19 protein-coding genes are annotated in these 22,014 nt (G+C 68.5%); 6 read left to right on the top strand and 13 right to left on the bottom strand.

The window, feature by feature from the left end; translation table 11 throughout:
• The 6 genes from OCL97_RS17915 to OCL97_RS17890 form a co-directional block, all read right to left on the bottom strand.
• Positions 1 to 960 carry a type II secretion system F family protein gene (locus OCL97_RS17915; protein WP_377371186.1) on the bottom strand — a complete coding sequence of 320 codons (960 nt, stop codon included), beginning with the start codon at positions 958 to 960 and terminating at the stop codon, positions 1 to 3.
• Complete coding sequence (locus OCL97_RS17910) at positions 960 to 2,345, bottom strand: CpaF family protein (RefSeq protein ID WP_377371185.1); 1,386 nt, start codon at positions 2,343 to 2,345, stop codon at positions 960 to 962. The genes OCL97_RS17915 and OCL97_RS17910 overlap by 1 nt, the downstream gene beginning before the upstream one ends.
• A complete protein-coding gene (locus OCL97_RS17905; RefSeq protein ID WP_377371184.1) occupies positions 2,345 to 3,532 on the bottom strand; it encodes an AAA family ATPase in 1,188 nt (395 codons plus the stop codon). The genes OCL97_RS17910 and OCL97_RS17905 overlap by 1 nt, the downstream gene beginning before the upstream one ends.
• Entirely contained in the window at positions 3,529 to 4,854 is a 1,326-nt protein-coding gene (locus OCL97_RS17900; RefSeq protein ID WP_377371183.1) for a type II and III secretion system protein family protein, read from the bottom strand. The genes OCL97_RS17905 and OCL97_RS17900 overlap by 4 nt, the downstream gene beginning before the upstream one ends.
• Before the next feature lie 13 nt (positions 4,855 to 4,867).
• On the bottom strand, positions 4,868 to 5,722 hold the full coding sequence (cpaB, locus tag OCL97_RS17895) for a Flp pilus assembly protein CpaB (protein WP_377371182.1): 855 nt from the start codon (positions 5,720 to 5,722) through the stop codon (positions 4,868 to 4,870).
• A gap of 158 nt (positions 5,723 to 5,880) precedes the next feature.
• On the bottom strand, positions 5,881 to 7,758 hold the full coding sequence (locus OCL97_RS17890) for an ABC-F family ATP-binding cassette domain-containing protein (RefSeq protein ID WP_377371180.1): 1,878 nt from the start codon (positions 7,756 to 7,758) through the stop codon (positions 5,881 to 5,883).
• Between the two features lie 242 nt (positions 7,759 to 8,000).
• On the opposite strand from OCL97_RS17890, the gene ndk reads away from it, so the two are divergent.
• The 4 genes from ndk to OCL97_RS17870 all read left to right on the top strand — a co-directional run bounded on the left by ndk (position 8,001) and on the right by OCL97_RS17870 (position 11,846).
• Complete coding sequence (gene ndk / locus OCL97_RS17885) at positions 8,001 to 8,420, top strand: nucleoside-diphosphate kinase (protein ID WP_304783349.1); 420 nt, start codon at positions 8,001 to 8,003, stop codon at positions 8,418 to 8,420.
• Positions 8,421 to 8,511: 91 nt separating this feature from the next.
• The gene (locus tag OCL97_RS17880) at positions 8,512 to 9,675 is read left to right on the top strand and encodes an acyl-CoA dehydrogenase family protein (protein ID WP_377371179.1); all 1,164 of its coding nucleotides are present in this window, start codon (positions 8,512 to 8,514) and stop codon (positions 9,673 to 9,675) included.
• Positions 9,676 to 9,846: 171 nt separating this feature from the next.
• Positions 9,847 to 11,070: a CoA transferase gene (locus OCL97_RS17875; protein ID WP_377371178.1), complete on the top strand. Its 1,224-nt coding sequence runs from the start codon at positions 9,847 to 9,849 to the stop codon at positions 11,068 to 11,070.
• Positions 11,067 to 11,846, top strand: a complete 780-nt coding sequence (locus OCL97_RS17870) for an enoyl-CoA hydratase/isomerase family protein (protein WP_377371177.1) — start codon at positions 11,067 to 11,069, stop codon at positions 11,844 to 11,846. Before OCL97_RS17875 ends, OCL97_RS17870 begins: the two co-directional genes overlap by 4 nt.
• Here the strand turns inward: OCL97_RS17870 and OCL97_RS17865 are convergent.
• Both OCL97_RS17865 and purM read right to left on the bottom strand, forming a co-directional pair.
• Complete coding sequence (locus OCL97_RS17865; RefSeq protein WP_304783338.1) at positions 11,843 to 12,031, bottom strand: hypothetical protein; 189 nt, start codon at positions 12,029 to 12,031, stop codon at positions 11,843 to 11,845. The genes OCL97_RS17870 and OCL97_RS17865 overlap by 4 nt on opposite strands.
• 114 nt (positions 12,032 to 12,145) lie before the next feature.
• Complete coding sequence (gene purM, locus OCL97_RS17860) at positions 12,146 to 13,171, bottom strand: phosphoribosylformylglycinamidine cyclo-ligase (RefSeq protein ID WP_377371176.1); 1,026 nt, start codon at positions 13,169 to 13,171, stop codon at positions 12,146 to 12,148.
• Positions 13,172 to 13,242: 71 nt separating this feature from the next.
• Between purM and rnd the strand changes: the two genes are divergently transcribed.
• Together rnd and OCL97_RS17850 are read left to right on the top strand one after the other, a co-directional pair.
• Entirely contained in the window at positions 13,243 to 14,421 is a 1,179-nt protein-coding gene (gene rnd, locus OCL97_RS17855) for a ribonuclease D (protein ID WP_304783332.1), read from the top strand.
• Complete coding sequence (locus OCL97_RS17850) at positions 14,421 to 14,819, top strand: YccF domain-containing protein (RefSeq protein WP_377371175.1); 399 nt, start codon at positions 14,421 to 14,423, stop codon at positions 14,817 to 14,819. Before rnd ends, OCL97_RS17850 begins: the two co-directional genes overlap by 1 nt.
• 401 nt (positions 14,820 to 15,220) lie before the next feature.
• On the opposite strand, the gene OCL97_RS17845 is transcribed toward OCL97_RS17850, so the two are convergent.
• The 5 genes from OCL97_RS17845 to OCL97_RS17825 form a co-directional block, all read right to left on the bottom strand.
• Positions 15,221 to 16,216 carry an alpha/beta hydrolase fold domain-containing protein gene (locus OCL97_RS17845; protein ID WP_377371203.1) on the bottom strand — a complete coding sequence of 332 codons (996 nt, stop codon included), beginning with the start codon at positions 16,214 to 16,216 and terminating at the stop codon, positions 15,221 to 15,223.
• A gap of 176 nt (positions 16,217 to 16,392) precedes the next feature.
• Positions 16,393 to 17,379, bottom strand: coding sequence for an NAD(P)-dependent oxidoreductase (locus OCL97_RS17840; protein WP_377371174.1), 987 nt, complete (start codon positions 17,377 to 17,379; stop codon positions 16,393 to 16,395).
• Between the two features lie 3 nt (positions 17,380 to 17,382).
• The gene (locus tag OCL97_RS17835) at positions 17,383 to 18,876 is read right to left on the bottom strand and encodes a Ppx/GppA phosphatase family protein (protein WP_377371173.1); all 1,494 of its coding nucleotides are present in this window, start codon (positions 18,874 to 18,876) and stop codon (positions 17,383 to 17,385) included.
• Positions 18,857 to 21,064, bottom strand: a complete 2,208-nt coding sequence (locus OCL97_RS17830) for an RNA degradosome polyphosphate kinase (RefSeq protein ID WP_377371172.1) — start codon at positions 21,062 to 21,064, stop codon at positions 18,857 to 18,859. The genes OCL97_RS17835 and OCL97_RS17830 overlap by 20 nt, the downstream gene beginning before the upstream one ends.
• Before the next feature lie 63 nt (positions 21,065 to 21,127).
• Positions 21,128 to 21,766 (bottom strand): P-loop NTPase family protein, encoded by a 639-nt coding sequence (locus tag OCL97_RS17825; protein ID WP_377371171.1) that lies wholly within the window; start codon positions 21,764 to 21,766, stop codon positions 21,128 to 21,130.
• Positions 21,767 to 22,014: the final 248 nt, after the last annotated feature.

Genomic DNA, 22,014 nt, shown 5'->3' with positions numbered 1-22,014 from the left:
CTAGATCCGCATGTCGACCATGCGGCGCATGATCAGGTTGCCGATGGCGATCCATATGCCCATGGCGATCAGGCCGGTCTGGATGAAGGGCTCTCCCAGGACCTCGCCATAGAAGTCGGGCGACATCAGGTGGATGGCGCCGCCGGCGATGAAGGGGGCGGCGGTGAGGATGAGGGCCGAGATGCGCCCCTCGGCCGAAGCGGCCTTGATCTTCAGGCGCATGCGGTGGCGCTCGCGCACGGTGGCGGCGTTGAGCTTCAGCAGGCCGGTCAGGTTGCCGCCGGCCCGTTCCTGCAGGCGCACGGTGGCGGCGAACAGGTCGACATCGGGGTGCTGGCAGCGCTGGGACATCCGGCCGATGGCCTGTTCGAGGGTGGCGCCATAGGCGATCTCGTCGGCGGCCATGCCGAACTCCGAGCCGATGGGATCAGCCATCTCGCGGCCCACAAGCTGGATGGCGGTGGGGACCGGATGGCCGGCCTCAAGGCTGCGGACAATGATCTCCAGGCCCTGGGGCAGCTGGTGACCCAGGGCCTTGGACCGGCGGCCGGCCATGAACCTCAGGAAGAAGATGGGCCCCGCGCCGCCGAACACGATCGCGCCCACCGGCGCCATCAGCAGGCTGTGGGTGAAGAAGGCCAGGAGGACGGCGCCTGCGACCGCCGCGGCTATCACCGCCATCAGCCACTTCCTGGGGTCATAGGGCACGCCGGAGCGGACGATCAGTTCGGCCAGCCACTTCACCCCGGCCCGCAGGTCGCCGGCGGCGGTGAGGCCGCGCTGCTTGCGCAGCTCCACCACCAGCTCCTGGATGCCGCCGATACGCTCGGAGACCTTCAGGCGCTGATTGACCTTGCGCCTGACCTTGGCGGTTCCCAGCAGGCCGAAACAGGCCTGGCCGGCGGCGAAGACGGCCGCGAAGACCAGGACCAGATAGGCGCTCTTGGCGTCGAACCCCATCAACCCAGCACCCGCGACGGGTCGAAGTTGGCGGTGTCGTAGGCGATGCCGCGGCGGGTCATCTCGTCCAGGCAGCGGGCCCGCAGGCCGCTGGCGCGGAACTCGCCGTGCACCACGCCGTCAGCGGTGGTGTGCAGGCGGTTGAAGAAGAAGATCTCCTGCATCTGCACCACCTGGCCTTCCATGCCGGTGATCTCGGTGACGCTCATCAGCTTCCGCTTGCCGTCCGAGAGACGCATGATCTGGATGATCAGGCCCACCGCCGAGGCGATCTGGCCGCGCACCGCCTCAGGCGACAGCTTCATCCCCGACATGGCCACCATCTGCTCCAGGCGGGTGATGGCGTCGCGGGGCGTGTTGGCGTGGATGGTGGCCATGGAGCCCTCGTGGCCGGTGTTCATGGCCTGAAGCATGTCGAAGGCTTCCTCGCCCCGGACTTCCCCCAGGATCACCCGGTCGGGCCGCATGCGCAGGGCGTTCTTCACCAGCTCGCGTTGACGGATCTCGCCCTTGCCCTCGATATTGGGGGGCCTGGTCTCCAGGCGCACGATGTGCGGCTGCTGCATCTGCAGCTCGGCGGCGTCCTCGATGGTGATCAGCCGCTCCTTGTGGCTGATGGCGGCCGAGAGCGCGTTGAGCAGGGTGGTCTTGCCCGAGCCGGTGCCGCCGGAGATCACGGTGGAGACGCGGGCCTTGATGGCGCCGTGCAGGAAGTCGGCGACGCACTGAGGCATGGCGCCCACGTCCACCAGCTTTTCCAGGGTGTAGGGCTTCTTGGAGAACTTGCGGATCGAGACGCAGGCCCCATCGATGGCGATGGGGGCGATGGCGGCGTTGACCCGGCTGCCGTCGGGCAGGCGGGCGTCGACCATGGGCTGGCTCTCATCGATGCGGCGGCCGACCCCGGCGACGATGCGGTTGACGATCCGCAGCAGGTGATCGTTGTCGCGGAAGCGGACGGCCGTGGGCTCCAGCTCGCCGCGGCGCTCGACATAGACCTGGAAGGGGCCGTTGATCAGGATGTCATTGATGCTGTCATCCTTGAGCAGGGGCTCAAGGGGGCCCAGACCCATCATCTCGTCATAGACCGAGGAGCCCAGGTCCTCGAGTTCGGCGGTGTTGAGCACCAGGCGCTCGGCGCGGGCGAAGTCGCCCACCAGCACCATCACCTGGCGGCGAAGCTCCTTCTCACCAACCGATTCAAGCTTGGATAGATCAAGTTCTTCAATCAGTTGCGCGTGCAACTTGAGCTTGATGTCGAGCATCTGGCTCTCGGCCATAGCGCTGGCGGCGGGCGGTGGCGGCGCGCGTTCCGGCGCGGGCCCTGGCTCTTGCGTCTCGATGACTTCCAGGGCGACGGGCTTGGCGGGGCTGAAGCGTCCCATCAGGCGGCTCGCGAGGAGGTGGCGGCGGGAACCGGCTGGGGCGCGCGGCGGCCGCGGTCGGCCAGCATGCGGTCCACCAGGGACGCGATATCGCGGACGATCTTCGACTTGGGCCGGTGCTGGCTGATGGCGCCGCCCAGGTTCACCGAGGCCGCCGCGGCGTCCCAGTCGGACGCGATGGCGCCATCGGCCTTACGCTGCAGAGCCTTCTCGGCTTCGGCGGTGGAGGGGGCGGGGCCGAACATGCGGTTGGCGAGCCGGTTGAGCACGATGCGGGGGCGCAGACCCGCGGCGGCCTCCACCTCGTCGGACAGAGCGCGGGCGGCCAGCAGCGCCGGCACAGTCAGCTCGGAGACCACGACCACCTCGTCGGAGCCGGCCAGGGCGTCCAGGGTCCAGGAATGGCGGTGGCGGGGCATGTCGAGGACCACGTGGTCGTAGGCCTCGCAGGCGATTTCCAGGATGCGCAGGACAGCTTCGCGGGAGATGGCGTTGAAGGCGGTCGGATCACGGGGGCAGGCCAGCAGGTCCAGGCCCTTGCCGACCGGGGTGGCGAAGGCGGCCAGCAGGGCGGCGTCCATGCGCTCGGCGGCGGGGCCGAATTCGGCCAGGCCCATCGAGGGCGTGGCGCCGAGATAGGGGGCGCAGGCGCCGTCGGCCAAGTGCAGGTCAATGAGGCAGACGCTGTTGGCGCGCGAGGACCGGGCGGCGAGCGCGCTGGCGATCTCGATGGCCGCCATGGTGGCGCCGGCGCCGCCGACTGCGCCCATCACCGACCAGCACCGGGAGCGGTGTCCCTGGGCGCTGGGCGCCTGGGCGGCGGCCTGGTCCAGCAGGGCGTAGATGGCGTTCTGCAACTGTTCGTGGGTGAAGGGGGTCTCCACCACGTCGGCGTGGGGCAGGCGCATCAGGGCGCGTACCAGGCCGGCCGGCAGATGTGCGCCGAGGAAGAGGGTCGGCGGCAGGTCGACGACCTGGGACAGGGTGGCCACGGCGGCGGCCAGGGCGGCGGGCTCGGCGTGGTCGGCGTCGATCAGGATGAGGTCGGTCATCCCGGGGCGCAGGTCGGAGAGGCGGTTGAGGCCCGCGACCTCCATGGCCGCGCCGAACAGGGGGCCGCGCGCCAGGGGGGCGAGGCTGTCGCCGATCGCCAGGACCCGGCGGCCCAGAAGGCTCCAGTTGCTCATGTGGGGGCCCCGGTCCGGGCCGAGCCCTCGACCTTGGCCAGAGGCTTGTCGAGGGCCAGGCCATTGAGGATCAGGTCGATGGCGGTGGCCTCATTGCCGGCCATGATGGTGGAGGTGGCGCGATAGTCCTCCTCGCCGGCCATGCGTGGGGTGACGATGATGACCAGCTCGGTCTCGGCCTTCTTCCAGCGCGAGGAGCGGAACAGGCTGCCCAGGACCGGGACGTCGCCGACCCCAGGCAGTTGTCGCACGGCGTTGGAGTAGTCCTGCTGGAACAGGCCTGCGATCGCGAAGCTCTCGCCCGAGCGCAGCTCCACGGTGGTGTTGGCGCGGCGGACCACCAGGCTGGGGATCTCGATGCCGTTCAGCTTTAGGGGCGTGCGGCTGTCGAGCTGGCTGACCTCCGGGGCCACCTGCAGCCGGATCAGGCCGTTGTCCTGCACGGTGGGTTGGAAGTCCAAGGTCACGCCGAAGGGGCGGAACTCGATGGTGACGCTGTCGCGGCCGTTGGGGACCGGGAAGGGGAATTCGCCGCCGGCCAGGAAGCTGGCCTTTTCGCCAGACAGCGCCACGAGGTTCGGCTTGGCGAGGGTGCGGATGACGCCCTTCTCCTCCAGCGCGCGCAGCACCACGTCGATGGTGGCGCTGCCGATCGAGCCGCGGAGTGACAGGCCGCCCTGGGGCGCGGTGTTGCCGATCAGGCCCGTGCCGGTCTGCAGGGCGAAGGTGGAGCCGTTGCTGGCGTTGATGTTGAAGCCGATGTCCTTCAGCGAGGAGCGGCTGGCCTCCAGGACCCGGACCTCCAGGATCACCTGCTGCGAGGCGCGCACGGTCAGGGCCGAGGTGACCGAGCCAGGCGCGAACTTCTCGGCCAGGCTCTTGGCCTTGGCGGCCGCGGCGGTGGTGGAGACGTCGCCAGCCAGCAGCAGGCCTTCGCCGAGATTGCGGACCTGGATCATCTCGCCGGGGAGGGCGGCAGTTAGGTCCTCCTGCAAGGCTTCGGCGTCGTAGCCGACCCGGACGTCCACCACCTCCTGCAGGGCGCCGCCCGCGCCGTAGATCAGCAGGTTGGTGGAGCCCAGGGCCTTGCCGCGCACATAGAAGCTGCGGTCGGTGGTGGCGACGATCTGGGCGGTCTCGGGCTGGGCCACCACGATCTTGCTGGCGGGGCTGTCCAGCCGGAAGGATGCCGACTTGTTGCGCGGCACGCTGATGACGCGAGACCGGGCGGCCTCGCTGGAGAACTGTTCGGCCGCGACGGGCAAGGCGGCGCCGAGAACCAGGGCGCCGGCGAGCGCGCCGATGAGGGGGGAGCGGAGCATGGCTGTGGTGTCCTTAGGCCGCGGGCTTGGGGCTGGCGGCCGGGGCGGAATTCTCGCCTTCGACGATGGTGATGCGGCCGCCCGAGGCGGCGCCGGACGCCGAGGCCCGGAGGGCAGGGCCCCGGGCGCGGGGCGGCGGCGCCGAGAGCTCGGCCACCGGTTCGACATCCGAGGCGCCGAGCGGGCGTAGCGCGAGCGAAAGGGAGCCCAGTTCCGCGGCCATGGCGAGCTTCTGGGCGTCCTTGACGCTGACCTCCAGGGTCGTGGTCGAGGGCTTCTCGGCCTTTGTGGAGGTGGGGTCGGCGTTGAGATCAACCCCGAGGACGCGGACGTTCTGGACCACCAGCTGGGAGGTCAGAACCTTGTTCGGGCCGTTGGGGGTCAGGTTGCGCATCATCACCACGTCCACGCGGTCGCCCGGCAGGGCGTGGCCGCCGACGCCGGAGATGTCGTTCACGCCGATGGCGTAGGCGCGCATGCCGGGTTCCAGCTCGGCCGCCACTGAGGGGCGGGCCCCGGGTCCGGAGAGCTTGGCCGGCAGCAGGGGCTCGCGGGCCGCGATCAGGGTCAGGGCGACCGGGGCGCCGCCGTGATCCTGCGCCAGGACCTGGGCCACGGACCCGAAGGCGTTAACCGGGGCGCCGTCCTTGGGGATGCGGATCAGCTTCAGGTGACCGGCCTCCAGGCGTTCGCCATAGGCGATGTCGCGGGACGCCACGACCACCGAAACCGCGTTGGCCATGGGGGAGATGACAACCTGCGCCGCCTGCACCTTTCCGGTGTCCGGCAAGGCGACGCGGGCCACGATGATGGCGCCGAGGCCAAGGGCGACCGAGGCGCCAAGACTGCCAATTGTAACGAGCCGCATGCCCCGCCTCTGGTGCTAATAGCTTCAAACTATCAGCCAGTTATGGGCAGGCCCCCTTGCGAGAGGGACAATAAAGAAGGTGAGCGGATGTAAACCCTAACCGCGCAGTTTCCGTTGACGCTCGGGCTCCCGTCCGGTTGGCGAACTCGCGAGCGGCCTCAGGCGTCGGCCTTCAACGCCTCGTAGGCTTCCACGGCCGCCATCCACTCCTGCTCGGCCGCGTCGAGGGCGGCCTGGGCCTTGGCGCGGTCGGCGCCCAGGCGGGCGGCCTTGCCGGGATCCTTGGTGAAGACCGTGGGATCGGTGAGAGCCTTGTCGAGGTCGGCGACGGCCGCGGTGGCGCGGCCCAGCGCGGCTTCGGCCTGCTCGGCGCGGCGGCGTGCAGTGCCGGTGGGGACCTTGGCCTTGGGGGCGGCCTTGGCCGCCGGGGGCGCTGCGGCCTGCGGAACCTGCGACGGACCTTTGGCGGCCTGGCGGGCGCGGTCGATCACCAGCTTCGCGTAGTCGTCCATGTCGCCGTTGAAGGGCGCGATGGTGCCGTCGGCGGCCAGCCACAGACGGTCGGCCACCAGCTCCATCAGCGAGCGGTCGTGGGTGATCAGGATGACCGCCCCGGCATATTCGTTCAGCGCGTCCAGCAGGGCGCGGCGGCTGTCGATGTCCAGGTGGTTGGTGGGCTCATCGAGGATCAGGAGGTGAGGAGCCTCCATGGCCACCATGTTCAACAGCAGGCGGGCCCGTTCGCCGCCCGACAGGTTGGCGACCGTGGTCTCGACCTTCTGCACGCCCATGCCGAACTGGGCCAGGCGCGAGCGGCGCGCCGCGTCGCTGGCCTCGGGCATGGCCCGGCGGATGATCTCCAGCGGGGTGTCGGAGGGGTCGAGCGCCTCGATCTGATGCTGGTGGAACCAGCCCACCTTCAGGCGACGGTCGCGGCGCAGGTCGCCGTGCATGACCTGCAGAGCGCCGGCGATCAGCTTGGCGAAGGTGGACTTGCCGGCGCCGTTGACGCCCAGCAGGCCGATGCGGTCGTCCAGGTCCAGCCGCAAGTCCATGTTGCGCAGGATCGGCGAGCCGTCATAGCCCGCCGAGGCGCCTTCCAGGCGGATCAGGGGCGGCGGCACGGGGCGCTCAGGCGAGGGCAGGATGAAGGGGGCGGTGCGCTCGGCCGCGACGACGGAGACCGGCGGCAGCTTGGCCAGTTGCTTCAGGCGCGACTGGGCCTGGGTGGCCTTGGATGCGGTGGCCCGGAAGCGGTCGACGAAGGCCTGCAGGTGGGCGCGCTGAGCGTCGATCTTGGACTTGTTGGATTCCAGCAGGCGGGCGCGCTCGGCGCGTTGGGTTTCGAAGTTGTCGTAGTTGCCGGGATAGAGGTCGAGCTTACCCGAGTGCAGGTGGAGGATGTGGTCCACCGAATTGTTCAGGATCTCGCGGTCGTGGCTGATGATGATGGCGCTGTTGGGGTACTTCTTCAGCCGCGCCTCAAGCCAGAGCGCGCCTTCCAGGTCGAGATAGTTGGTGGGTTCGTCCAGCAGCAGCAGGTCGGGTTCGGCGAACAGGGCCGCGGCCAGGGCCACGCGCATCCGCCAGCCGCCGGAGAACTCCGCCATCGGGCGGGCCAGGTCGGCGTGCGAGAAGCCCAGGCCGGACAGGATTTCCGCCGCCCGGCTGGGGGCGCGGTCGGCCCCGATCTCGCTGAGCCGGGCATAGATCTCGCCCAGATGCTCGGGCTCGGCGGTGTCCAGCGACGCGGTCAGTGTCTCGCGTTCGACGTCGGCGGCCAGCACGGTGTCCATCAGGGTCACCGGGGTGGCCGGGTGCTCCTGGTCCACCGAGGCGATGCGGGCGGCCTTCGGATAGCCGATCTCGCCCGAACCCTGGTGAAGCTGACCTAGGATCAGCTTGAACAGGGTCGACTTGCCCACGCCGTTGCGGCCCACCAGGCCGACCTTTGAGCCCACGGGCAGGCTGATGGTGGCGTCGTCGAAGAAGCGACGGCCCCAGGAGTCAAAGACGAGTTCGTGGATCTGAAGCATGGGAGTCGAACTTACAAAGCAGGAGGAGAGAAAAGCGTCGCCGTGCGGCCGCCGCAGATGTCGTCGCTCGCGGCGTTGACTAGGAGCTGATCAACCGTCTCTCGATGACGCGGGCTCCATAACAGAGGTCGGCGCCGCAGTCGCGCGTAACCTGCCTTGGCGCTGTCACCTCCGGCGGCTATAAGCCCGCACCCTTCGGCGCGGACGGCCGCGCCCCGAATACAAAGAACAAGCCAAAGACCATGACTGAACGCACCTTCTCGATCATCAAGCCGGACGCCACCAAGCGGAACCTGACCGGCAAGATCAACGCGGTGATCGAAGACGCGGGCCTGCGCATCGTCGCCCAGCGCCGGATCCAGATGACTGAAGCCCAAGCCAAGAAGTTCTACGAAGTGCACGCCGAGCGTCCCTTCTACGGCGAACTCGTCGAGACCATGACCTCGGCCCCCGTGGTCGTGCAGGTCCTGGAAGGCGACAACGCCATGGCCCGCTATCGCGAAGTCATGGGCGCCACCAACCCCGAACAAGCCGCCGAGGGCACCATCCGCAAGCTGTTCGCCCTGAACGTCGGCGAGAACTCGGTGCACGGTTCGGACTCCGTCGACAACGCCAAGATCGAGATCGCCCAGTTCTTCAAGGACGAAGACATCGTTGGCTAAGCGGCCCGTGGTCCGCTAGCGGACGCCGCGTCACCGTTTCCAAGGAGCCCTCCATGCGCTAGCCAAGGCTGGTCGCAGGGAGGGCTTTTTCGTGGGCGCAGCAGCGGGTGAGACCTTCCCCGAGATCCGCGATGCGGTGCGCCGCCTCTGCGCCCAGTTCCCGGGAGCCTATTGGCGGGCGCTGGACCGCGACCGCATCTATCCCACCGAGTTCGTGACGGCCCTGACGGAGGCCGGCTTCCTGTCGGTGCTGATCCCCGAGGCCTATGGCGGGTCTGGCCTGGGCCTGGCGGCGGCCACGGCGGTGCTGGAGGAGATCCACCGGTCGGGCTGCAACGGGGGCGCCTGTCACGCCCAGATGTACACCATGGGCGCCTTGCTGCGGCACGGGAGCGAGGCGCAGAAGCAGGCCTATCTGCCGAAGATCGCCAGCGGCGAGCTGCGCCTGCAGGCCTTCGGGGTGACGGAGCCCACCGCGGGCACCGACACCACCCGCATCTCCACCTTCGCGCGACGCGAGGGGGACAGCTATTTCGTCACGGGCCAGAAGCTGTGGATCAGCCGGGCCGAACATTCCGACCTGATGATCCTGCTGTGCCGGACCACCGCGCGGGAAGACGCCGCCAAGCCCACGGCGGGGATGAGCGTGCTGCTGGTGGACATGCGCGACGCGGTCGGCCGCGGCCTGACTATCAATCCGGTCCGCACCATGCTGAACCACGCCACCACCGAGCTGTTCTTCGACAATCTGCAAGTTCCTGCCGCCAATCTGATCGGCGAGGAGGGCAAGGGGTTCGGCTACATCCTGGACGGCATGAACGCCGAGCGGATCCTGATCGCGGCCGAGTGCATCGGCGACGCCAAGTTCTTCATCGACCGGGCCAGCGCCTACGCCACCGGGCGGGAGGTGTTCGGCCGGCCCATCGGCCAGAACCAGGGGGTGCAGTTCCCCATCGCCCGGGCCCATGTCCAGATGACCGCGGCCTCGCTGATGGTGGACAAGGCCGCGACGATGTTCGACGCCGGCGAGCCCTGCGGGACCGAGGCCAATATGGCGAAGATGGTGGCGTCCGAGGCGTCCTGGTTCGCCGCCGACACCTGCCTGCAGACCCATGGCGGCTTTGGTTTCGCCGAGGAGTACGACATCGAGCGCAAGTTCCGCGAGACGCGGCTCTACCAGGTGGCGCCGATCTCCACGAACCTGATCCTGAGTCACGTGGGCACCCACGTGCTCGGCATGCCAAAGAGTTTCTGACCCGGCGAAGGCCTTAGACGATCGGACCGCGGAGCTATCAAGATATTGAACCACGAACCTCACGAACCCACACAAACGCTTTCCGGGAAGGCTCGGCCAGCTCCGCCCGTTCGTGTGGGTTCGTGAGGTTCGTGGTTCAATATCCCTTCGGCCTCCGGCCAGGAGCACTGAATGTATGACCTGCTGAAAGGCCTTCGCGTCGTCGAGGGCTCGGCCTTCGTGGCGGGGCCGACCTGTGGGCTGTACCTGGCGCAGATGGGCGCCCAGGTGATCCGCTTCGACAATATCGGCGGCGGGCCTGACTTCCGGCGATGGCCGCTCTCCGAGGGGGGCGACAGCCTCTATTGGGAGGGGCTGAACAAGGGCAAGATGTCGGTGGCCCTCGATCTGGCCCGCCCCGAGGGCCGGGAGCTGGCCCAGCGGCTGGCCGCCGCGCCGGGCGAGGACGGCGGGCTGTTCGTCACCAACTTCCCGGTGGACGGCTTCCTTTCTTACGAAAAGCTCAGCGCCATCCGGGCCGATCTGATCTGCGTTCGGGTGATGGGCTGGGCCGACGGCTCCCAGGGCATGGACTACACGATCAACTCGGCGCTCGGCCTGCCATTGATGACCGGGCCGGTGGGCGACGATCGGCCCGTGAACCATGTTCTGGCGGCCTGGGACTTGCTGACCGGAGCCTATTGCGCCTTCGCCCTGGTCTCAGCCTTGCTGGCGCGGATGCGCGGCCAGGGCGGGCGGGAGATCCGCGCGCCGCTGTCGGACATCGGGGCGGCGACCATGGCCAATCTGGGCTTCACCGCCGAGACCCTGCTGGCGGGCCACCAGCGGCCGCGCATGGGCAACGACATCTACGGCGCCTTCGGTCGCGACTTCACCACCAAGGACGGCCAGAAACTGATGCTGCTGGCGATCACGCCCAAGCAGTGGAGTAAGGCCCTGGAGACGCTGGGGATCGTCGCCGAGGCCGCCGCCGTCGAGGCCGAGCTGGGTGTCTCCTTCGCCACTGACGAGGGCTTGAGGTTCACCCACCGCGCGCGGCTCTATCCGCTGTTCGAGCGGGCGTTCGCGGCCAGGACCGCCGCCGAGCTGACCCCGGCCTTCGACCTAGGCGGGGTGACCTGGGGCGCCTACCAGACCCTGGAGGCGGCGCTGGAAGACCCGCGCCTCTTCAAGGCCAACCCGGTGTTCCAGGATGTGCGCCACCCGAGCGGGCTGAACTATCCGGCGCCGGGCGCCATGGCCACCATTCCCCAGGACGACCGCGGCGACGTGCGTCCTGCGCCGAAGCTGGGCCAGCATACCGACGAGGTGCTGGCGGAGCTCCTGGACATGTCCGGGGTCGAGATCGCCAGGCTGCACGACGCCAAGATCATCGCCGGACCGGAGAGCAAATGAACCAGACCATCGCCGTCGAGGAGACGGGCCCCGGCCTGCTGGTCGTCACCCTGTCGCGACCTGAGGCCGCCAACTCCCTGAACACCGCCATGGGCCGCGAACTGCTGGCCCTGTGGATGCGGATCGCGGACGACGAACAGGTGCGCGCCGTGGTCCTAACCGGGGCGGGGCGGTTCTTCTGCGCCGGCGCCGACCTGAAGGAACGCGACGGCATGTCCGACGCGGCCTGGTCCGAGCAGCATCGACTGTTCGAGGACATGATCCGCGCCCAGCTGGCCTGTCCCTTCCCGGTGATCGCGGCGGTGAACGGCGCGGCCATGGGCGGCGGGGCGGAGATGGCCCTGGCCTGCGATTTCGCATGGGCTTCGGAGACCGCGCGGATCGGTTTGCCGGAGGCGGGGCTTGGGATCATTCCCGGGCTGGGCGGCACCCAGTTGCTGACCCGGGCGGTGGGGGAGAGGCGGGCGTCGGAGCTGTTGATGTCGGGCGCGCCCATCGATGCGGCCGAGGCCCTGGCGATCGGGATCGTCAATCGAGTGTGCGGGGCGGAGGATCTTCTGCCGAGGGTTCTCGAGCGCGCGGCCCTGATCGCGTCCAAGGCGCCGCTATCGGTGCGGGCGCTGAAGCGGGTGGTGCGGGGAGGGGCGGTGCTGCCGCTGGATGAGGCGATGGCTCTTGAGCTCGACGCTTACAACCAGCTGTTCACCACGCAGGATCGCCGGGAGGGCGTGGCGTCCTTCAACCAGAAGCGGACGCCCAACTTCCGAGGTCTCTAGCGCGGGCGGCGGATCTGGCTGTCGCGGAGGAAGGGCGAGTGGAGGCGTTCGTAGGGGGGCGCCTCCGATCCCCTCACCAGGGCGTCGATCAAGTCTGATCCGTGCAGGCCACAGGGCGGGGACCCTTCCTTCATGGCCTTCCAGAGGTCGCGCGCCTCCTGCTCGATCTGTTGCTCCCGGGTCATCGCATCCTCAATTCCAGGTGGAAAAGGCGCGAGGCGAGGGGCTGTTCCGAAAAAACTCTCTTTATTTTCGGTAGCTTGGCCTTAACTCGGCGGTTGTGTGGCCGAAGATGGGCGCTAGCCTGCGGCAAGCTCGCCGCAGACGAAGGCGTCTTCGCCCGCGGCCAGGAGAGCCTCCAGCACCGCAGGCGCGTCGCCGGGCGCCACGATCAGGATCAGGCCCACGCCGCAGTTGAAGGTGCGGCGCAGTTCGTGGTCGGACACGCCACCCACCTGCTGCATCCAGGCGAAGACCGGGGGCAGGGGCCAGGCGTTCCAGTCGAAATTGGCCGTCAGGCCCTCGGCGATGGCGCGAGGCGGGTTCTCGATCAGGCCTCCGCCGGTGATGTGGGCGCAGCCCTTGACGAGGCCGGCCTTGATCTGCGGCAGGACGCTCTTGATGTAGATGCGGGTCGGGGCCATCAGCGCCTGAGCCAAGGTCTGACCCTCGGCGAAGGGGGCCGGGTCGGCCCAGGCCAGGCCCGAGCGCTCGACGATGCGGCGGACCAGAGAATAGCCGTTGGAGTGCGGACCACTGGACCCGAGGCCGATGATCAGGTCGCCGGCTTTCTGGTCGTCCATGCGCGGCAGCACCGAGCCACGCTCAACGGCGCCGACGGAGAAGCCGGCCAGGTCATAGTCGCCCTCGCGGTACATGCCCGGCATTTCGGCGGTCTCGCCGCCCACCAGGGCCGCGCCGGCCTGGCGGCAGCCCTCGGCGATGCCGCTGACGACGCGGGTCGCTTCCTCGACGTTGAGCTTGCCGGTGGCGAAATAGTCCAGGAACAGCAGGGGCTCGGCGCCCTGGGCCAGCAGGTCGTTGACGCACATGGCCACCAGGTCGATGCCGACGGTGTCGTGCATGCCGGTGTCGATGGCCACCTTGAGCTTGGTGCCGACGCCATCTGTGGTGGAAACCAGCAGGGGATCGGCATAGCCGGCCGCCTTCAGGTCGAAGAGCGCGCCGAAACCGCCGAGCGCCGCGTCCGCGCCGGGGCGTCGGGTGGCCTTGGCCAGGGGCTTGATACGCTCGATCAGGGCGTTGCCCGCGTCGATGTCGACGCCGGCTTGAGCATAGGTGAGGCCGTTCGGACGGTCGGTCATGGAGAAATAGGCCTCAAGAAATTCGCCGCCGGGGTTGCAGACTCGGGCGTGCGCGGGGCTATAGCTAATTGATGACGCCGATTACAACCACCGCCGAACTGGCGGCGTACTGTGACAAAATCAAAGGCCAGCCTTTCGTCGCCGTGGACACCGAGTTCATGCGCGAGACGACCTACTGGCCCAAGCTCTGTCTGATCCAGGCCGCCGCCCCCAACGCCGAGTGCGTTATCGATCCCCTGGCCGAGGGTCTCGACCTCGAGCCGTTCCTGGAGATCCTGCGCGACGAGAGCATCGAGAAGGTGTTCCACGCTGCCCGTCAGGATGTTGAAATCTTCAATAATCTCAAAGCGATGCCGAAGCCTCTCTTCGACACCCAAGTGGCGGGGATGGCGGCCGGCTATGGCGAGCAGATCGCCTATGACGCCCTTGTGCGCCAGATGCTGAAGATCGAGTTGGACAAGTCCAGCCGCTTCACGGACTGGGCCCGGCGGCCGCTTTCCGAGGCCCAACTGACCTATGCGCTGGCCGACGTGACCCACCTGGCGGCCCTCTATCCGATGCTGAAGGCGCGGCTGGAAAAAGAAGGCCGATTGGGCTGGGTGCACGACGAGATGCAGAACCTCTGCGATCCTGCCGTCTACGACGTGGAGCCGGAGAACGCCTGGAAGCGGCTCAAGCCGCGCCGGCATACGTCGAAATATCTCGCGGTCTACAAGGCCGTCGCCGCCTGGCGCGAACGCACCGCCCAGCAGCGTGACCAGCCGCGCGGCCGCATACTGAAGGACGAGGCCATCGACGAGTTGGCGACCCAGGCGCCCACCGACGCCGCCGCGGTCGATCGCCTGCGGTCGGTTCCGAAGGGGTTCTCGGGCTCGCGGTTCGGACCTGACCTGCTGGACGCCATCAAGGAAGCCCTCAAGGACCCCGACGCCTACGCGCCGGTCATCGAGCGCAGCAAGATCGCCGCCTCGCCGGCCGCCGGCGCGGTGGTGGAGCTGCTGAAGGTGCTGCTCAAGGCGCGAGCCGAGGATTCCGGCGTGGCGTCCAAGCTGATCGCCACGGTCTCGGACCTAGAGCAGATCGCCAATGACGACAACGCCAAGACCCCGGCCTTGGTGGGCTGGCGCCGCGAGGCCTTCGGCGAGGACGCCCTGAAGCTGAAGCGCGGCGAACTTGCCCTGGTGCTGGACGGCACGCGGGTGCGGGTGGTCGAGGTGCGACGCGCGCCTAAGGCGAACGCGGCAGAGTGATGTTGCGCCTGCTCCTCAACATCCTCTGGTTCGTGCTGGGCGGGTTCGTCGCGGGCCTGTTGTGGCTGCTGTCGGGGGTGTTGCTGGCCATCACCATCGTCGGCCTGCCCTGGGCGTTCGCAGCCTTCCGCCTCGCCGGATTCAGCGCCTGGCCCTTCGGGCGCCAGGTGGTGTCACGCGACCTGCACACCGGCCGCGAGGATCTGGGCACTGGTCCGCTGGGCTTCGTGATGAACGTGGTCTGGTTCATCCTGGGGGGCTGGTATCTGGCGCTCAGCCACCTGGTCATGGCCTTTGGCCTGGCGGTCACCATCATCGGCATCCCCTTCGCCCTGCAGCACGTGAAACTGGCCCTGATCTCACTGGCCCCGGTCGGCAAGCAGGTCGTCGAGGTCTGACGCCCTCACAAAGCGGTGGATAGTTCGCGCGCCCTTAGGGCGACGCGGGTTGCGAGCCGCCGTCCACCCGTCACGCACCGTTTGTGCACCGCTGACCCACCGGTGGCGGCCAAAACGCGCTTGCGGGTTTGGCGCGATGGGCGGACCCTCATGAGGCCGAGAGGGACTGCGGCGCGGGGGACCTGAGAAACCGGGTCACCAGGCGGGCAGGAGGTTCCAGGCAAGGGGCTGACGGGGCGACCTGTCAGCAACCAGCCCGGGCGACACCGGTCGAAGGCGAAGCGGCGCAGGGCGACCTGCAAACCGACGCGGCGACTGACCTTGGAAGCGCAGCTCCCGCAAGGGATCTGGATGAGAGGGCGGCATGTCGGGCGACCGACGTGTCGCCCTCTTGCTATGGACTATGCCGCGGCGCTCACGTGGGCCTCGATGAAGGCGGCCGCCAGTTCCAGGGACTGCCGGGCCTCTGCGCTCTCCGTGCGTTCCCACACGTGGGTCTGGCCGCGCCACACCCGCAGGGTCAGTTCGCCGCCCGTGGCCTCGACGGCGTCGGCCAGGCGTTTGGCGTCATCAAAGACGATGTCGGTCTGGCTGGCGTGCACCAGGATTGGAGGCAGGCCCGAGAGGTCGCCGAAGATGGGCGAGGCCACCGGATGGGTGGCGGGTCGCCCCTGCAGGTAAAGGCGACTCATCACGCCAAGCGAGGCCATGCTGTAGGGCGTGGACCCCGCCAGCGAGGCCGCCGTCACCGACCAGCTCTGCAGCGACAGGTCCACCCAGGGCGAGAACAGCAGCACCCCTTCCGGCAGACGACCGCCCTGGTCGCGCACCTGGCACAGGGCCGCCAGCAGGATCGCCGCGCCGGAGGACTGCGCCACCGCGATCAGCGGTTCATCAGGATAGGTGAGGGCCAGCCAGTCCCAGGCGGCCACGACGTCCTCGATGCCGGCGGGGCAAGGATGCTCGGGCGCCAGTCGGTAGTCGGGGGAGAACACCCTGGCGCCGGCCGCGGCGGCCAGCTTGGCGATCATGCGGGTGACCCGGGGGCTCTTCTCGCAGACGAAGGATCCGCCATGCACATAGAAGACGAAGCCGCGGTCCTCTCCCTTGGAGGGCCGGAACCAGGTCGCCGCGATGGGGGCCGGCGAGGGCGGTGAAGGCGGCCCGCTCCAGGCCTCGGCCTCGACACGGGCCAACGGGCCGACCGGCCGGTCGTGGCGCAGATAGGCGCGGCGCAGGCGCTCGACCGACCGCCGCAAGCGCTCGCCGCCGCCCTCCACCAGATGAACCTCGCGGGCTATGCCGCGGTCGAAGGCCCATTGAAAGAAGCGGTTCTTGATCGTCTGGGCGGTTAAAGACCACGCCTTGGCGTCGCCGCGACTCGCCACGACTTCCATACGCACGCGTCTCGCGCGGGACTGTTCAAACAAGGCCACTGATGCGCCAATCTGCGGGATATCGCCACCGCGCGGGGCGCTGCGGTCGCCACGGTCCGCAACCAGGTCAAGAGCGTGATGGCCAAGGCCGGGGTGCGCCGCCAACCGGAGATGGTCGCGCGGCTGCTGGCCTACCTCTAGAGTCCCACCTCGCTGGGCGAGGCTTCGTTGATCAGCGGGTCGCCGGCCAGGAAGCGTTGTAGATTGTCGACGAACAGTTGGTCCCCCCGCGCCGCCGTGCCGTGGCCGGAATTGGAGGTGTGGGCGCTGATCCGGACATTGGGGTGGTCCCACATCCAGCTGTCGGCGGGCAGGGGCTCCACCTGGAAGACGTCCAGCACCGCATAGCCAGGCTTGCCGGCCTCGAGGCCGCGCTTGAGGGCGTCCTCGTCCACCAGGCCGCCGCGGCCGATATTGATCAGGATGGCTCCAGGCTTCATGGCCTCGAAGAAGGCGTCGTCAGCCATGTCGCGGGTGTCGTCGTTCAGGGCGCAGGCCAGGACCACCACGTCACTCTGCGGCAACGCCTGGGGCAAGCCGGCCATGTTGATGGTGGCGTCGGCCATTTCGGCCGGCTTGTCGCTATGGCGCACGACTGTCAGGTGGACGCCGAAGGCCTTGGCGCGCCGGGCGATCTCCGTGCCGATTGCGCCCGCGCCCACGAGGGTCCAGCGGGTCTGGCTGATCTCCCGATAGGGCGTCGACTTCCATTCCTTTCTCGCCTGCAGGTCGCGCTGAGCGGCGATCGGGGCGATGAGGGCGAGGGCATGGGCGAGCACGTATTCCGCGATGGCCACGGCCTGGGCGTTGCTCTTGGACAGCCGCACGCCCTTGGCCATCACCGACTTGAAGATGGGCGCGTCGATGCCGGCGTTGAAGGTCTGCATCCATTGGGTCTTCGAGCCCTTGAGAATGCGGCCCATGAGAGTGGGCAGCAGGCCGCCGCCATAGGCGTCCAGGGTGGTCCAGACGATCTCGGGATCGACCTCTTCAACGCTGATATCCTGGCCGTTGCGCTGGAAGCTGTCGGGCCCGGTCACGGTGACGATGTCCAGCTCGCCGACGAAGGGGGCGATTCGGGCCTTTACGCGCTCATAGGCGGTGGCGGAGAGCAGCAGCTGCATCGGTCAGGCCATTTCGAGTTTGAGTTTCAGCGCCTGGGCCAGGGTGGCGGCGCGCTTGGCGGTCTGTTCGCCCAGCAGCATGTCGCACCAGTCCGGCTCGGCGCCCAGGGTGAGGCGGCCGCCGCTGATCACCAGGCTGGCGTGGGGCAGCAGGGTGGCGTTGCGGCCGGAGAGGTCGCAGCCCAGGCGGACGGCGGCCCCCAGGGCGCGGGCCCTCTGGCGGCGCTCGGGCGAGAGCACCTTGGCCACGGTCTCGGGCTCGGGCGTGACAGGCGCGCTGGAGTGGCGCGCGAAGGCGACGCAGGCGAGGAAGGCGCGCTCGGCGTGGGTCATGCCGGCGATGGGAGCCCGCAGGACCTGGTCGAAGGCCAGATCTGCCCGGTGATCGGGGTGCAGGCGGGCGCCGAGGTCGGCCAGTCGGCAGGCGGCCGCGGTGAGGACAGCGTCGCGCTCGCCGAACACCGGCGGCAGGGTGGCGAAGGCCCGGGTCAACCAGGTCTCCAGGGCGAGGCCCAGGTCCTGCGAAAGGCCACGCACAGCGGTCAGGGCCTCACAGCCTTCGATCAGCGGGTCGCGGGCGCGCTCCTCCGGTGACATGGCCTCCAGCAGCAGGCCCTCGCGCAGGCCATAGGCTGAGATCACGACCTTCTCGACCCCAAGCCGTTCGATCAGGGCGTCCAGGACCAGGGCCGAATAGGGCAGGGTGTCGAAACGCTTCTTCGACAGGCCCTGGATACGTTCGAGCGAACCGCGGGACTGTCGGCTGACGAAGCGGGCCACGTCCTGGGCGTCCGCGCGTGTCATCTCATACTGATGGGCGACGCGCAGGGGGTAGTCGGCCATGATCATGTGCAGCAGGGCGAGGTTGCGCCAGGCGCCGCCCACGGCCTGGAACTGCGACGTGGCGAAGCGCTCCCCCATGGGGGCCAGGGCCGCGTCGATCCGCTTGCGGGTCTTGTCGACGTCCAACGGCCGTGGGGCGCCGAGGGAGAAGGGTCCCAGGGGCAGGGTGACGCCGTCGCCGGACCGTCCGTCCTGCAGGCGGATCAGTTCCAGGCTGGACCCACCCAGGTCGCCCACCACGCCCTTGGCGTCGGGCTGGCCGGCGATCACGCCAAGGGCGGCGTAACGCGCCTCCTGTTCGCCGGTCAGGATGCGGACCTGCAGGCCCGTCTCTTCCTGAACCCGAGCCAGGAAGTCCCGGCCGTCGACGGCGTCGCGGGCGGCGGCCGTGGCCACCACCATGATTTCCGAGGCGTGCAGCCCGTCCAGCACCGCGCGGAAGCGGCGCATGGCGGCGATGGCGGTCTCTATGCCGTCTGGCGATAGCCGGCCCGTGGTCGGCAGGTCGCGGCCAAGGCCAGCTAGGGCCTTTTCGTTGAAGATGGTCCAGATCGCCCGGCCTTCCAGCCGGTAGATGACGAGACGTACGGAGTTGGAGCCCAGGTCGATGACGGCGGCCTGGCGACCGGGTGAACTATCCGTGCGTGGCCACATGATCGATCGCGCGCGGCATGTCCTTAACCTTCTGTCCCCGGCCAGACAGGCTGGGATTGGTCATGAAATACTCGTGCGCGGAGAAGGCGCCCGGGTGGTCCCACGAAGGATCGCGGGTATAGCGGCCCTCGGCGTCCAGCGTCCAGCTCTGCGCCTCGTCTTTCAGGTTGGCGACCATGATCTGCTGGAGGACCTGCTGGTGCACCGTGGGATTCTCCACCGGCGTCAGGCACTCCACCCGGCGGTCCAGGTTGCGCGGCATCCAGTCGGCCGAGGAAATGAACACCCGGGTCTCCGCCGAGGGCATGGCCGCGCCGTTGGCGAAGGCCACGATGCGGGAGTGCTCCAAGAAGCGGCCGACGATGGACTTGACGCGGATATTCTCCGACAGGCCCGGCACGCCGGGACGCAGGCAGCAGATGCCGCGAATCACCAGCTCGATGGCGACTCCGGCCTGGCTGGCCTCGTAGAGCGCGTCGATCAGCACGGGATCGACGATGGAGTTGAGCTTGCACCAGATGCCGGAGGGCTTGCCGGCCCGGGCGTTCTCAACCTCCCGGCCGATCAGGGTCAGCAGGTCGGTCTTCATGGTGATCGGCGAGAAGGAGAGCTTCTCAAGCCGGTCAGGCGTGGCGTAGCCGGTGATGTAGTTGAACAGCCGGGCGCTATCGCGGGCCAGCGCCGGGTCGGTGGTGAACAGCGACAGGTCGGTATAGATGCGCGCCGTGATCGGGTGGTAGTTGCCAGTGCCGAAGTGGCAGTAGGTGCGCAGGGTGTCGCCTTCCTTGCGGACGACGATCGAGAGCTTGGCGTGGGTCTTGTACTCGACGAAGCCGAAGACGACGTGGACCCCGGCGCGTTCGAGATCGCGCGCCCACTTCAGGTTCGCCTCTTCGTCGAAACGGGCCTTGATCTCCACCAGGGCGGTGACGTTCTTGCCGTTCTCGGCGGCCTCGATCAGGGCGGCCACGATTGGGCTGTCGGACGAGGTCCGATAGAGGGTCTGCTTGATCGCCAGGACATTGGGGTCGCGGGCGGCCTGGCGCAGGAACTGCACCACCACATCGAAGCTCTCGAAAGGATGGTGGACCAGGATGTCCTTCTCGCGAATGGCGGCGAAGCAGTCCCCGGCATGGTCACGGATCCGCTCTGGGAAGCGGGGCTCGAAGGCCTTGAACTTCAGGTCCGGGCGGTCCGGCGGGATCAGCTGGGAAAGTTCGTCGAGCCCCAGCAGGCCGTCGACCATCAGGATGTCGTCTTCGCGGGCGTGCAGGTTGCTGACGATGAAGGCTCGCAGCTCTTTGGGCATGGCCTGCTCGATCTCGACCCGGACGACCGAGCCCAGGCGGCGCTGCTTCAGGCGCGCCTCGAACTCCCGCATCAAGTCCTCGGCCTCTTCCTCGATCTCGATGTCGCTGTCGCGGATCAGCCGGAAGACACCCTGGGCCTCGATCTCGCAGTCGGGGAACAGATGGTCGAGGAATAGGGAGACCATGTTCTCCAGCGAGATGAACCGCCGCTCGGGCTTGCGTCGGCGCGATGGAACCGCCGGCAGGGGCCAGAACCGCGCCACCTGGGCCGGGATCGGCACCAGGGCGTAGAGCCGCCGTCCGTCCGACTGGCGCCGCAGCTTCAGGGCCAGGGAGAAGGCCAGGTTCGGGATGAAGGGGAAGGGGTGCGCGGGGTCGATGGCCAGCGGGGTCAAGACGGGGAACAGGCGGCTGGCGAACGTGTCCTTGAGGGCTTCCTTCTCGGCGGCGGTCACATCCTGCGGACCCACGACGTGCAGGCCCTCGCCGGCCAGCTCGACGCAAAGTTCGCGCCAGCGGGTCTGCTGGCCGCTCATCAGGTCGGCGGCTTCGGAATTGACCCGTTCAAGCTGCTCGGCGGGGGTCAGGCCGTCCTGGCTGACAACCCGCACGCCTTCGCGGACCTGGGCCTTCAGGCCGGCCACGCGGACCATGTAGAACTCGTCGAGGTTGTTGGCCGAGATCGACAGGAAGCGCAGGCGTTCCAGCAGGGGGTGCCGTGTGTTCTGGCTCTCGCCCAGCACGCGCTTGTTGAAGGCCAGCCAGGACAGCTCGCGGTTGAAGAACCGGCTTTGGGATTTCAGCAATTCGGCGTCCAGGCTGAGCGGTTCGCGCCCGATTTCGACACCGTCGGATCGCAGGGGCGCGGCATAGGTCATCGGTGGACATTCCCGAGGCTGGAGATCGAGCCTCTTCTGACCCAACCGACTTGAGGCTTCAAGTTATCCATCGAAAAGGTCAAGATTGTCCGTATCCTCTTCAAGGATCTGTCGCGCGAGCGCGCGCGATATGGGCCGCTGTTCCTCGTCGGCCGCCTCATCCAGCTTCCTGACGATCTCGCGGGCCGCGGGGATCGACCTTTCCATCCGCCGCAGCAGATAAGGGAAAACCTCCTTGGGCGGCCGAATGCTCCGCTCTCGGAAGAATTTTCTCAATACACCTTCCAGAACCTGGTCGTCCGGCTCCTCGATGAGGGCGACAGGCAGGGCGTTCAGACGCGAGCGTAGGTCGGGGAGCTGGGCAGGCCAGGCGGCGGGGGCCAGGCGCGCGGTGAGCAGCAGGCTGCCGCCATCGTGGCCGGCCATGTTGATCAGGTGGAACAGGGTCTCGGCGTCCATGCCCTGATCGACATCCTCCACCAGGACCGGACGCCCATTGGCCGCGGCGATGTCGGTGGCCTCGCGGTCCAGGACCAGAGCCCGGGACTGAGCGGCCCAGCCCTGGGCCAGGTGGGTCTTGCCGCTGCCAGGCGCACCCACCAGCACCAGGCAGCCGCCATGCCATGCCGGCCAGGCATCCAGGGTCGCGATCGCCTGCGCGTTGGAAGGGCCCTGGCTGAACTCGCGGCGCGCGTAGGACACGGGTCGCCTGAGGCTCAGGCGCAGCTGTCGCACTATGCGTCTCTCGGGGCGGTGACGGTCACGGGCCGACCTTACCTGCCGCGCCGCACGGGGTCGATGTGGACAGGGCGCGCAGTTGGGGATGAACGGTGCGCCGCTGCAAGGGGAAGGCGCCGCGCGGCGCGCGGGGCATGGGTCGGCGCCGCGTTGGGGGGCAACCAGCTGCCTGTCTGCGCGCCGATCCGGCGATCGCCCGCATAATGCGGAGC

It is taken from the genome of Phenylobacterium ferrooxidans, from assembly GCF_042714595.1.
Lineage (GTDB): Bacteria > Pseudomonadota > Alphaproteobacteria > Caulobacterales > Caulobacteraceae > Phenylobacterium > Phenylobacterium ferrooxidans.
Note: the sequence above shows the minus strand (reverse complement) of the source record. Positions and strands in the feature narration are given on the sequence as shown.